Source organism: Mycolicibacterium sp. XJ2546, assembly GCF_053483195.1.
On sequence record NZ_JBEFRW010000011.1, the window covers coordinates 56,134 to 68,851 of the forward strand.

General features: G+C 67.7%; 9 protein-coding genes. 2 read left to right on the plus strand and 7 right to left on the minus strand.

Going from position 1 to position 12,718, the window contains the following annotated elements:
- Positions 1 to 96 precede the first annotated feature (96 nt).
- Positions 97 to 1,308 carry an L-2-hydroxyglutarate dehydrogenase gene (lhgO, locus tag ABQE44_RS18060; RefSeq protein WP_448431171.1) on the plus strand — a complete coding sequence of 404 codons (1,212 nt, stop codon included), beginning with the start codon at positions 97 to 99 and terminating at the stop codon, positions 1,306 to 1,308.
- 37 nt (positions 1,309 to 1,345) lie between these two features.
- Complete coding sequence (gene aceA, locus ABQE44_RS18065) at positions 1,346 to 3,658, plus strand: isocitrate lyase ICL2 (RefSeq protein ID WP_448431173.1); 2,313 nt, start codon at positions 1,346 to 1,348, stop codon at positions 3,656 to 3,658.
- Positions 3,659 to 3,663: 5 nt separating this feature from the next.
- Here aceA and ABQE44_RS18070 read toward each other — a convergent pair whose 3' ends face one another.
- The 7 genes from ABQE44_RS18070 to ABQE44_RS18100 all read right to left on the minus strand — a co-directional run bounded on the left by ABQE44_RS18070 (position 3,664) and on the right by ABQE44_RS18100 (position 12,438).
- The gene (locus ABQE44_RS18070) at positions 3,664 to 6,216 is read right to left on the minus strand and encodes a hypothetical protein (protein ID WP_448431175.1); all 2,553 of its coding nucleotides are present in this window, start codon (positions 6,214 to 6,216) and stop codon (positions 3,664 to 3,666) included.
- A 38-nt stretch (positions 6,217 to 6,254) separates the two neighbouring features.
- On the minus strand, positions 6,255 to 7,052 hold the full coding sequence (locus ABQE44_RS18075; protein WP_448393871.1) for a peptidoglycan-binding protein: 798 nt from the start codon (positions 7,050 to 7,052) through the stop codon (positions 6,255 to 6,257).
- Positions 7,053 to 7,289: 237 nt separating this feature from the next.
- Positions 7,290 to 8,636, minus strand: a complete 1,347-nt coding sequence (locus ABQE44_RS18080) for an aldehyde dehydrogenase family protein (protein ID WP_448393872.1) — start codon at positions 8,634 to 8,636, stop codon at positions 7,290 to 7,292.
- 27 nt (positions 8,637 to 8,663) lie between these two features.
- Positions 8,664 to 9,098, minus strand: coding sequence for a type II toxin-antitoxin system Rv0910 family toxin (locus ABQE44_RS18085; RefSeq protein WP_448431177.1), 435 nt, complete (start codon positions 9,096 to 9,098; stop codon positions 8,664 to 8,666).
- A gap of 27 nt (positions 9,099 to 9,125) precedes the next feature.
- Positions 9,126 to 10,448, minus strand: coding sequence for an ATP-binding protein (locus tag ABQE44_RS18090; RefSeq protein ID WP_448394077.1), 1,323 nt, complete (start codon positions 10,446 to 10,448; stop codon positions 9,126 to 9,128).
- Between the two features lie 29 nt (positions 10,449 to 10,477).
- On the minus strand, positions 10,478 to 11,170 hold the full coding sequence (locus tag ABQE44_RS18095; protein WP_448393874.1) for an Rv0518 family GDSL lipase: 693 nt from the start codon (positions 11,168 to 11,170) through the stop codon (positions 10,478 to 10,480).
- A 35-nt stretch (positions 11,171 to 11,205) separates the two neighbouring features.
- A complete protein-coding gene (locus ABQE44_RS18100) occupies positions 11,206 to 12,438 on the minus strand; it encodes an acyltransferase family protein (protein WP_448393875.1) in 1,233 nt (410 codons plus the stop codon).
- Positions 12,439 to 12,718 lie beyond the last annotated feature (280 nt).

Genomic DNA, 12,718 nt, shown 5'->3' on the forward strand with positions numbered 1-12,718 from the left:
TGAGATGCCAGAACGTGACCGAACGGTGACTCCAACGGCTGTGACGGCCGCAGCGGGCAGGCTATAAGGCACGATCGGAACAGTTCCGGAGGTCGGATGACAGGTTCGCGCATCGCGGTCGTCGGCGGCGGCATAGTCGGCGTCGCCGTAGCCCGCGAAATCCTGCGGCGCCAAGCGGAATCGGCGGTGACGCTGTTCGAAAAAGAGAACCGGTTGGCCGCACACCAGACCGGGCGCAACTCGGGCGTCATCCACGCCGGCCTGTACTACCAGCCCGGCTCCCACAAGGCGCGGCTGTGCCGGCGCGGTGTCGAACTCCTCGAGGAGTTCTGCGCCGAGCGCGGAATCCGCCGGATCGACTGCGGCAAGGTGCTCGTCGCACTCGACGACACCGAACGGGCCCGCCTGGACGACATCGCGGCGCGCGCACACGCCAACGGGGTGCCGGGCGTGCGCATCATCGGTCCCGGGGAGTTGCGCGAACTCGAACCGCACGTGCGCGGGGTCGCCGCATTGCATTCGCCGTCGACGTCGATCGTCGACTTCGCCGAGGTGACCAGGGCGCTGGCCGCCGACGCCGCCGCAGGCGGAGCCGAGATTCTGCTCGGCCATGAAGTCGTCGGGATGCAGACGGTACGCGACGAGGTGGTGATCACCGCCCGCTGCGGCGAATCAGTTCGCGATGGCGCCTTCGACCGGGTGGTGGTGTGCGCCGGCCTGCACAGCGACCGGTTGGCCGCGCTGGTGGGCGACGGTGCCAACCCGGTGATCGTGCCGTTCCGCGGGGACTACTACGCGCTGAAGCCGCATCGACGCAACCTGGTGAACGGGCTCGTCTATCCGGTGCCTGATCCGCGGTATCCGTTCCTCGGCGTGCACCTGACCCCGCGCGTCGACGGGGAAGTGCTGATCGGTCCGAATGCTGTTCTGGCCCTTGCCCGCGAGGGCTACCGGTGGCGGACGGTATCGGCGCGCGACCTCGTCGACATCGCCGGCACCCCGGCCTTCTGGCGGTTCGCCAGAAAGCACTGGCGTACCGGGGTCCGGGAGTTGTCCGGGTCGGTGAGCCGGCGCAGGTTCCTGGCCGCCGCCCGCGCCTATGTGCCCGAACTCGCCGACGACGACGTGGTCGCCGGCGTGGCCGGCGTGCGGGCGCAGGCCCTCGACAGCGACGGCAGCCTGGTTGACGACTTCCGGCTCAGCTTCCGCGACCGCGTCGTCGTCGTGCGCAACGCGCCGTCGCCTGCGGCGACATCGTCGCTGGCGATCGCCGAGCACATCGTCACCACGGTCGGACGCCCTGATTAGGCATCGCCGCGGACGCACTGCCCGTAGGCTTGATTTCATGGCCATCATCGAAGCGGATGCAGCGCCTCAGACACCGTCCGAGCGTGCCGTCGCCGCCACCCAGAGTTACTTCGACAGCCCACGATTCGACGGGATCACCCGGCTCTACACCGCACGGCAGGTCGTCGAGCAACGCGGCACGATCCCGTCGGACTACATCATCGCGCGGGAGGCCGCGACCGCCTTCTACGCCCGGCTGCGTGAGCTGTTCGCCCAGAAGAAGAGCATCACCACCTTCGGCCCCTACTCCCCCGGCCAGGCGGTCGCGATGAAGCGCACCGGTATCGAGGGGATCTATCTGGGAGGCTGGGCGACGTCGGCGAAGGGATCCACCACCGAAGACCCCGGACCCGACCTGGCCAGCTACCCGCTGAGCCAGGTGCCCGAGGAGGCCGCCGGGTTGGTGCGGGCGCTGCTGACCGCCGACCGCAACCAGCACTACCTGCGGCTGAAGATGACCAGCGAACAACTTGCGGCGACGCCTCCCGTCGACTTCCGTCCGTTCATCATCGCCGACGCCGACACCGGCCACGGCGGAGATCCGCACGTGCGCAACCTGATCCGCCGGTTCGTCGAGGCCGGAGTGCCCGGCTACCATATCGAAGACCAACGCCCGGGCACGAAGAAGTGCGGACACCAGGGCGGCAAGGTGCTGGTGCCGTCGGACGAACAGATCAAGCGGCTCAACACCGCGCGATTCCAGCTCGACGTGATGGGTGTGCCGGGCATTATCGTGGCCCGCACGGACGCCGAGGCCGCGAACCTGATCGACAGCCGCGCCGACGAGCGGGACCAGCCCTTCCTGCTCGGGGTCACCAACCTGAGGATCCCGTCGTACAAGGCGTGCTACCTGGCGATGATGCGCCGCTTCTATGAGCTGGGCGTCACCGAACTCAACGGGCACCTGCTCTACGCGCTGCCCGAAGGCGAGTACGAGACCGCCGGCGCCTGGCTGCAGCATCACGGCATCGCCGACGCGGTCAGCGAGGCGGCCTCGACCTACCAGAACGATCCGCAGCAATCACTCGATGCCCTGTTCGACGAGGTGGAGTCGAAGTTCGTCGACGCCTGGCAGCTGGATGCCGGGCTGATGACCTACGGCGAAGCCGTCGCCGAGCTGCTCGAATTCCGGGAGAGCGAAGGCGAACAGCTCGATATGAGCGTCGACGACTGGCGTGAGTTCGCGACCCGGGCGCCGATGTACAGCGCGCGCGAGAAAGCACGCGAGGTCGGCGCGGCCGTGGGCTGGGACTGCGAGCTGGCCAAGACGCCGGAGGGCTACTACCAGGTCCGCGGCGGTATCCCGTATGCGATCGCCAAATCGCTGGCGGCGGCGCCGTTCGCCGACATCCTCTGGATGGAGACCAAGACGGCCGATCTCGCCGACGCACGCGAGTTCGCCGAGGCGATCCACGCCGAATTCCCCGACAAGATGCTGGCCTACAACCTGTCCCCCTCGTTCAACTGGGACACCACCGGCATGACCGATGACGAGATGCGCGCCTTCCCCGAGGAACTGGCCAAGATGGGCTTCGTCTTCAACTTCATCACCTACGGCGGCCACCAGGTCGACGGGGTGGCCTCCGAGGAGTTCGCGACCGCCCTCAAACAGGACGGGATGTTGGCGCTGGCGCGGCTGCAGCGCAAGATGCGGCTGGTCGAATCGCCTTACCGCACACCGCAAACGCTGGTCGGTGGGCCGCGAAGCGACGCCGCGTTGGCCGCGTCGTCAGGCCGCACGGCGACCACGAAGGCTATGGGCAAGGGCTCCACACAGCACCAGCACCTGGTGCAGACCGAGGTGCCCAAGAAACTGCTCGAGGAATGGCTGGCGCTGTGGAGCAAGCACTACCAACTCGACGAGGCGCTGCGCGTGCAGTTGCGGCCGACCCGGCCCGGCTCCGACGTGCTGGAGCTGGGCATCTTCGGCGAGCGGGAAAGCGGCGAGAGCGAGAAGCTCGCCAACGCGATCGTCGACCCGATCAAGGACCGGCACGGACGCAGCATCCTGACCGTGCGCGACCAGAACACCTTCGCCGAGAAGCTGCGGCAGAAGCGCCTGATGGACATCATCCATCTGTGGCTGATCCACCGCTTCAAGGCCGAGGTGGTCTACTACGTCACGCCCACCGAGGACAACATCTACCAAACCGAGAAGATGAAGTCCCACGGGATCTTCCGCGACGTCTACCAGGAGGTCGGCGAGATCATCGTCGCCGACGTGAACCAGCAGCGCATCGACGAGCTGCTGGCCTCGGACCGCGAGGCGCTGCAGCGGCTGATCCGCAAGGAGGATCAGCCCGCGAGCTGACGCCGCTACGTCGACCCGTCCGAAGACGAGCCGTCCGAGGATGACGCCCCCGACGATGTGTCGGCGGAGTCGGTGTCGCCGGACGCGGTGTCATCCGGTGTCGTATCGGCGCCGGTCGTCGCGTCCTCGACGCCCGTGCTCTCCGTGGTCGGCTCGCTGGTCACCGAATCCTGGGTCGTCGTCGGGGCATTCGTCGTAGTCGGGCTGGAAGTGGTTACCCCGACGGCGGTTTCGCTGGGCTCGGCGGGCTCGGTGGTCAGCGACGGCTCCGGCGCGGTGGTGGTGGTGCTGCTGGGCGGCGGGCTCGTCACCGACGGCAGCGGTTCCTCGACGGAGACCGGCGTCGGCGTGGGCGCAGCGGTTGTCGGTGTGAGCGACGGAAACGTCCCGGGTTGGTCCTCTTCGACGATCCACATGATCTCGGTGGTGTATTCGTCGAGGCGGCCGTCGATTTCGTTCAACGGCACCTTCCCGGCCGCGATGTCGTCACCGTAGGCGTCGATCTCCACCCACAGCGCCTCGAGTTCGGCCCTGGCCTGCGGTGACAGCTCTTCGTCGAGCGTGACGAACAGTTGTCGGGCCAGCGACACCGTCATGCAGTTGACACACTCGTAGTTCAGCGCGCCCGACAAGTTCTGCGGCACAGCCACGTTGTCGTTGGTGTCATCCTGGTCGACGACGAACACCACTTGATACGAGACCGCGACGGCCGCACACGTATTACAGGATGCATACGCGTGCGCCTCGTTGACGTTCATCGCGTGTTCCTCGTCGGTGGTCCACACCAGCGCGAAAGCCGTGTCGTAGACCACTGTTCCGTCTGTCGTGTTCACCGCGAGCGCCTGATTGTTGCCGTCACCGGGTTCCGGAGCGATCGGCTTGTCGAACGGAAAGACCCAGCCGACGTCGTCCTGCGCGGCAGCGGCGGCCCCGGTGGTGAAGAATCCGCCGCCGTTCGCCACGGACGTCACGTGGCGGGGTATGACGATGACCGCAAGCTGTGGGGAGTTGAACGTCGGCGGCGCCGTGCGGGTGTCCCACAGCGCCTGCATGACACCGCGCTGCCCCGCGGCAAGTGGCTGGGTGACGGCGACCGGGCCCGGGGCGCCGGTGACCGCCCGCCGCGGCTCACCCATCGCCTCGACCCGCAGCGCATAGACGATGTCGCTGATCGTGCCGCGATCCGACGCCTGGATCGGCCGGTAGTTCTCCCCGTGTGGGAACCACGCGTAGGCGATGCCGATCAGGGCGGCCGCGCCGAGCAGGCCAACGACGGCGCGCTGCACCGGCTTGCCCGCGGAGGACTGCCACGCGGTGGCGCCGATGCGGCGGGCCACCCGCAGCAGCAGGTAGATGATGCCGGCCATCGGGATCACGATCGCCATCATCGCCAGCACCCGCGCGATGACCTGCACCAGATCGCCGTCTGCCCACGCGCTGCTCAGCACGTCGTGCTGCTTGCCAAGGGCCGCCCACGCCGAACCGAGCAGCCGCGGTAGCGCGACGACTGCCAGCACCAGCATCGCGATCAGCAACGGCACCACGGTGACCACCCAGACCGTCACGACGATCCGCGCCCGCCACTTGAGCTGGTTTGCCTGCGGTTCGCGCCACCGCCACGGCAACATGCCGAGCAGGGTCGGCTTGATCCGGCCGTACAGGTCGGGCACGCCGGTCAGATCGGCCAGCACGTGGTAGCCGTCGAACCTGACCATCGGGGTGAGCTGCCGGATCATCTGGATGATCTGGGTGGCCACGACGAGCAGCAGCGCGTCGTAGCGCAGGCCAAGCCACAAGGCCGTGATGGCGACCGCGACGATGGCGTTGAAGTACAAGCCGCCCAGGTCGGTGCGTAGCCGTCCCCTGCGGCTGAGCCGGTAGGAGTCCGTGACGTCGGTGTAGAACGCGGGCCACACCAGGTACAGGCCGAAGCCCATCACACCAGGGGTCGCGCCGCCGTACCGGGCGGCCGCGGCGTGGCCGAACTCGTGGAAGCCGGCCGAGAGCACGGTCACGACGAACACCAGGATCAGCAGTCCAGGTCGTTCGAACGCATCGTAGGCCGCCGCGGCGAGCCCCTTGTGGAAGCACACCCACCAGCACACGACCGCGAACGCCGCGAGCACGGCGACGACGATGGCTGGCCGGAACAGGAACCGGAACGGATCGGTGAGGCGTTGGGTCTGGGCCGGGTCGGTGATCGTGCGGCGTAACTTCAGGCCCAGCAACGGATCTCGCTTCTGCACCTGTGGTTCGCTGCCGTCGGCGAGGGCGGTCAGGCCCATGGGTGCCAACCGCTGCTCGACGAGGTGGCTGACGTTGTCCGCGTTGACGCTGCGGCCCGTCGCCGCCGTCACCGCATCGGCGACATCCGCGGGCGTGCGGTGACCGTCGAGTTCGCGCAGCGTCGCGTACAACAACGGGGTCAACGCGAGGGTCTGGCCGTCGGCGCGACGGACCAGGCCGGGCGCAACCCGGTGGCCCGATCCCTCGAGTTCACCGATCAGCTCGACACCGTCCGCACGTCGCGGCACGACGCGGTCGACCGTCGCGGTCACCTGGGCACTCCCCACGGCTCAGCGGGTTTCAGGCCGGCTCAGCCGGCAGAACTCCCGCCGTCGCCGCCGGACCCGCCGCTGTCACCGCTCGAACCGCTCGCGGCACCAGAACCGCTGCCGGCGCCCGCCGCCGCGGACTCGCCGCCCGTCGCGTCGCCGACCGCCGTGTCGGTGCCGCCGTCGGCGTCAGGCTGCGAGGTGCCCTGCACGACGTCGGACACCTGGATCGCCTCGGCGCTGGTCACACCCCTGAGTTCCTGGTTGATGACGGCATCCTGAGTGGCGATCGCGTCCGCATCGGAGTCGATCGACAGCACGTTGGCGGCCACCGCGGCGCTGATGGGTGCGGCCACGTTGGCGTTGGCCGCCACGGCGCCGGCGATCGGGGCGGTCAGATCGGTGTCGACATCCACGTTGACGTCGACGTTGAGCAGCGGGCCCTCCAGGGTGGCCAGGTCGCCGACCTCCACGTTGCCGTCGTCGTCATCATCATCGGGCACGGTGGGATCGCCGTCGGCGACGTCGCTCTGGTCGATGGCGCTGTCTTGGTCAGCCACGGCCAACGCGTCGGCTTCGATGAGCTGGTCGACCTGCGCGGTCTGCTCGACCATGGCGCCGGCAGTTGAGTTGTACGACAGCACGTTTGCGCCCGCCGCGGCGTCGATCGGCGCGCCGACGTTCAGTTGGGCGGCTACCGCGAGGTCGATCGGCGATGCGACGTCGAGGAACACGTCGACGTCGACGTTGAGGTCGAGGATGGACACGACCTCTTTGTCGGGTAGTGCGACGGCCATCTCGGCCGCCAACTCGTCAGGTGTCAATCCGTGATTCGTCATCGCCGCAGTTCCTCTCCGTGTTACCCCGACGTTGCTGAAGACCAACCGGTCAAGTGCGCCACGGGCACCCGGCGAATCCCATGATCAACACAGCAATTTCACAGAAATTTCCAACGTTTCCGTTGCCACATCGAATAAGTGGCGATGCCCTAATTAGCCTGGCGCTGATTCGTTTTCGTCATTTGGCGCCATATCGCGGGGTCGGCAGGTGCGCTTCGACCCCTTATCGAACATTTGCTACGAGGCGCCGGGCGGTGACCAGTGCACCACTTTCATCTCGGTCAACTCGTCGAGCAGTTCGGGGCCGAACCCGAAACCGTTGCCGCTGGCGCGGCGCGGCTCGGATGCGCCGCCTGGCGCTCCGCCGAACACGTCGTTGATCTTGACCGTGCCGACCGGCAGCGTGCGCCACGCCTCCTGTGCGTGAGCCATATCGGCCGTCAGCACCGTGGCGGACAGCCCGTAGCGGTCGTCGGCCGCCTCGCTCAACGCGGCCTCGAAAGTCTCGACCACCCTGACCGGCGCCACCGGGCCGAACGTCTCCTCACCAAACACCGCCATATGCGGTGTGCAGTCGGCGAGCACGGTCGGCGGGTAGAACGCGCCCTTGCCCGGGCGCGGTGCACCGCCGATCAACACCCGCGCCCCCTCGGCGACCGCGCCGGCGACCTGATCGTGCACAAGTCCACGTTGTGCCCTGTCCACCATCGGCCCGATCCGATCGCCCCACACGCGAGCTTCGGCAACCAACTCGTCGAGAAACGCCTCGGCGATGGACTCGACCACGTACACCCGCTCGACCGAGACGCAGATCTGTCCGGCGTTGGCGAACGCGCCCAGTGCGGCCTGCTCGGCGGCCCACCGGGGATTAAGGCCGGCGTCGACGATCAGCGCGTCGTTACCGCCGTTCTCCAGCACCGCTTTGGCGCCGCGTTCGGCGCACGAGCGCGCGATCGCCCGGCCGGTGGCGCTACTGCCCACGTGCGCCACGACGTCCACCTCTTCGGAGGATGCCAGCTGGGCGCCGAGTTCCCCGTCACCGTCGACGATTTCGAGGACACCTTGCGGCAGCTGCGCAGCCAGCAGTTCGGCGAACCGGCGTCCGGTGCGGGGACAGCGTTCACTTGGCTTGTGCACCACGGTGTTTCCGGTGACCAGCGCGGCTCCCAACAGGCCGGCGGCCACGGCGACGGGGTCGTTCCACGGCGTCAGCACCGCGACGACGCCACGCGGTTCGGGGATCATCAGATCCGTTGCACCCCAACCGCCCTGCAGGCTTCGACCGCGGTGAAGCGGGCCCAGCTCGGCGTACTGCGCGAGGGTGCCCGCGCCTGCCGCGACGCCACCGAGTGCGTCCTCCGTCAGCTTGCCGGTCTCGCGTTCGTTGAGCTCGGCCAGTTCCTCCGATGCGGCGCGCACGGCCTCGGCGGCTGCGCTCAGCGCGGCCGCGCGTTCGGCGGCAGGTGTGCGCGCCCAGGCCGGAAATGCCGCGCGGGCCCGCGCGACGGCGTCCTCGCACGCGTGGTTGTCGGTGATCGGGATCCGGCTGACCGTGTCGCCGGTTCGAGGGTCAAGAACAGTCAAATCCGCAGTTTGTGACACGACACGGTGTTACCCGCCGTAGAGCTCCTCGAATCGCTCGATCGAGCGGTCGATATCGCCTTTAACCGCACGCGCGGCGGTCGAACCGATCGGGCCGAACAACGGCGCCCCTCCGAGGTTGACGGTGACGGTGAAAGTGCAGCCGGTTTCACTCGGTGTGACCCTCATCTTGAGGCCGTACCTGGTCCCGCCCACGCCGCTGCCGGTGACTTCCAGCAGCCGGGGCGGGTCGTAACTCTTCACCGTCCAGGTGACCCGATTGCGCAGGCCTTTCGCGCCGGCCACCCCGACGATCGTTGTCCCGACGGTTAATTCGTCGGGTAGCTCGCTTCGCCAACCTTCGTGCATCGTCAGCCAGTCGCCCAGCGAGTGGAAGTCGGAGGCGCGGTCCCACGCATCTTCCGGGCTCAACGTCAGTTCACGGGTCAGCTCGACTTTTGCCATCCGCAGATGTTAATGCCAATTCTGCCCTCACCGGGGTCCCGGTAACCGCAGAAGCAGCCGCGCCCCGCCGAGCGGGCTGGCGTCCAGGCTTGCGGTACCGCCGTGAATCTCGGCCTGCTGGGCCACCAGCGCAAGCCCGAGCCCCGAACCCGCTCTTGCCGCCGTCGAACCTCGGGAGAACCGCTGAAACACCCGAGCGCGTTCCTCTTCCGGGACCCCGGCCCCGTTGTCGTCGACGGCGATCTCGACGCCCTCGCCGGAAGTGAGGGCGCTGAGCCGGATTTCGGTGGCGCCACCGTGTTTGATCGCGTTTGCGATCGCGTTGTCGATGACCAGGCGCAGTCCAGCGGGAAGCCCGACCATCAGCACCGTCGTCGACGACGGCAACGACACGTCGACACCGGGGTAGTTGCGCCGCGCATCGTGTGCGGCGCGGTCGAGCAGTTCGGTGATGTCGAAGGGCACGAAGTCGTCGGTGGTCGTCAGCTCACCCTGGGCGAGGCGCTCTAGCGCGGTCAGGGTGGCCTCGATGCGGCTCTGAGTCCGCATGACGTCGGCGATCAACTCCTCGCGCTGGTCGGGGCGCATCTCGAGGGTGGACAACACCTCGAGGTTGGTGCGCATCGCCGTCAACGGGGTGCGCAGTTCGTGGGAGGCCACTGCGGCGAAATCGCGGGCCGATTCCAGCGCGGCCCTGGTGCGTTGCTGTTCGTCGCCGATGCGCGCGAGCATTCCCTCGACGGCCTCGGCGATCTCCACCGCCTCCTGCACGCCCCACACCTGGACTTCGTCGGGGGCCGACTGCGCGTTGATGGCGCGAGCCTGCTGGGCCAGCAACCGGAACGGGTTGATCATGATGAGCCACATCACCCAGCCGACCAGCACGGTGCCCACGATGACCCCGCCGCAGATGAGCAACACCCGCCGGTGCAGCTCGTCGATGCGGCGCTGGGTGTCGGCGAGCGGCGCGCCGACCGCGATGGTCGCGCCGCCGGCCTCGAAGGTGCGCACCCGGTACTCGACGCCGTCGATCGTGGTGTCGGTGTAGCCGACTTCGAACTCGGGCAGCACGATGTCGGGCGGAACCGACACCGTGGCGCCGTCCACCCGCGCGGTGCGCACCAGCCCGCCACTGGGTACCGGCGCCTCCGCGTCGTCCTGCTGTGCGGTGGCCAGCATCGCCCCGATATCACCGAGGCTGCTCACCGAATCCAATCGCCGGTCCAGCTGGCTGTACTGATCGTTGGTGACACCGAACCAGACCCACGCGCCCAGCGTGATCACCAACGCGACCACCGACAGCGCCGCCACGATCACGATGACCCGCAGCGACATCAGCCGGGTCAGCATCCGGTAGAGGTGCGCGCCGAGAGTCACCGTCACACGCGCCTCGGTAGTTGAGCGAGGATCAGCGGCGCGATCTTCTCCGCCAGGTAGACGTGTCCGGCGTCGGTGGGATGCACGCCGTCGGCGCCGATCAGCCCGGGTTGCCCGACGAACCAGCCTGCTGCGATCGGGTCGACGAACGTCGCACCGGCCAGATCGGCTTGATACGCGAGGATGTCGCGCATTCGCAGCACGTCTCCCGGCGGATTCGCGGTGGGCCAAGCCGGACCGATCACCAGCAACTTCGCCGCAGGAGCGATGCGGCGGGCCAGTTGAAAGGTGCCGTAGACCAGGATCGACAGCTGGGCGGGGTTGACACCTTGGTCGTTGCGCGAGCCGAAGAAGATCACCAGCGTGTCGTCGGGTTTGACCGTCGCGGCGGTCAGGTCTTCGAAGAGATGCCCGCGGTTACCGCGGGTGCCGTAGCCCGCGCCGCCCTCGGCGCCGACGTCCGCAGTGGTGGCAATGCCCTGCTTGGCGAGCATCTGCCAGGCGCGCGTGGTCCAGCCCTTCTCGCCGAGACCGCCCTCGTCACCGCCCGTGGTGTAGGAGTCGCTGATCACCGCGACGCGGTTCAGCGCGAAACCCAGCGCCACTATCTCCTTGTGGCTGACCGAGGTTGGCGGGTGACAACCCAATCCGACCAACAGCGCGAGCGCGATTACGACGGTGACCAGACGTCTCACCGCTACAGCGTATTGCGCGACGGCGCAAACGTTGATCACACCGCGCGGGCCGAAAGCGCTTTGGCTCGCTCTTCGCGCGGCGCATGGATGGGCGCGAGCTTGCCGGGCGGCGAATCAATGCCTGCTTCGATGCCGGGGCCGCTGGGTTTCATCATGCCGCGCATCCACCTGCGAGCAGGCTCCTCGACGAAGTGATACAGCAGTACCGCGCCGGCGAACGCGACCCCGATGATGGCAAGCAGTGTCAGCTTGCCGTTGAAATCGGCGAGCAAGCGCAGTTCGAACTGGTCGACCATCCAGTTCCACGTGGTGTGCACCAGCTCGTGCACCATGTAGAGGCTGAACGAGATGTGCCCGAGGTAGACCATCGGGCGGATCCCCAGCAGCCCCGGCAGGGCGCCCGCGCCGATCGCCAACGTGAACACCAACGGCACGAACAGCACATCGACCAGACCGGCGGAATCGGGGATCTTGGCCAGCGGGTACGCGTCGAGCAGATAGAGGATGGCGACGATCGCGGCGGCCAGCAATAAGGCGCCATAGCCGGCCCCGCGCCGGGCCCGATCCGAGGGCTGCAACTTGCAGACCGCGGCGCACAGCAGTGCGCCCGCGGTGAACTGCATGACGATCCGCGGCAGCCAACTCCACGGCGTATAGAACTGGCCCGTCGACATCAACAGCAGGATCGGCGGCATCGCGGCAGCCACCGCGAGCAGAACTAGACCGCGGGGCCTGGTCGAGCGGGCTATCCGGAAGACGATCAGCACCAGTCCCCCGAACAACAGGTACGCCAGCCACTCGGCGCTGATCGACCAGGCCGGCCCGTCCCAGCTCGATCCGTCGAAGAACGGCTGGAACCACAACTGCACCAACAGGAACTGCTTGATGTAGTTCATCGCCGTCAGCGAATCGGCGGCCTCCGACGGCACGTGCCCGATGTGCAGCGTGAAGATGATCCACAGCGCCGCCAGGTGCATCGTCACCAGATAGACCGGCCACACCCGGGCCAGCCGAAGCCACAGGAAGTGCAGCGTCGAGCGCCACGACCACCTCTCACCCATCCGGTCGAGGTAGTTGTAGGTCAGCACGAACCCGCTGAGGATGAAGAACAGGTCGACGCCCTGGGCGCCACAGTCGAGCACCGGCGCCAGCGCCGACCGCAGCCCCGGCGCGGCCTGCTCCAGCAGCGGACGGAAGTGAAACAGCACCACCCACACGGCAGCGACGATGCGCAGACCAGACAGGGCTCTGATCTCTGTAGGGCGCACAAAACTCTTTTCGCGAGGGCTACAGGTGTTTCGGTCTGGCACGCTCAAGCATTGGTCGTCGGGCGGCTTGCCTCCCCGCACCACCTTGACGGCAGCTTCGCAGAGTACCAGCGCCCCCGTCGTCGCCGCGGAACGGGAACCCGGCGCGCCGCGCCCGGGGAAACCGAAATTTATTGGTAACCGCGCGGTTTGGGCTCAACAGCAACCAGTGAGCAACTAACCCGCGCGCTGTGACGTCGCCTTTCGCCAGTATGAACACGCCGCGTAAAGTCTTGACTGA

What these genes read in the sequence shown, in the direction of transcription:
- ABQE44_RS18075 (WP_448393871.1), bottom strand. Translation starts at nt 7,052, where the DNA reads ATGACGAATCACGGATTGACACCTGACGAGTTGGCGGCCGAGATGGCC.
- lhgO (WP_448431171.1), top strand. Translation starts at nt 97, where the DNA reads ATGACAGGTTCGCGCATCGCGGTCGTCGGCGGCGGCATAGTCGGCGTC.
- aceA (WP_448431173.1), top strand. Translation starts at nt 1,346, where the DNA reads ATGGCCATCATCGAAGCGGATGCAGCGCCTCAGACACCGTCCGAGCGT.
- ABQE44_RS18085 (WP_448431177.1), bottom strand. Translation starts at nt 9,098, where the DNA reads ATGGCAAAAGTCGAGCTGACCCGTGAACTGACGTTGAGCCCGGAAGAT.
- ABQE44_RS18090 (WP_448394077.1), bottom strand. Translation starts at nt 10,448, where the DNA reads ATGCTGACCCGGCTGATGTCGCTGCGGGTCATCGTGATCGTGGCGGCG.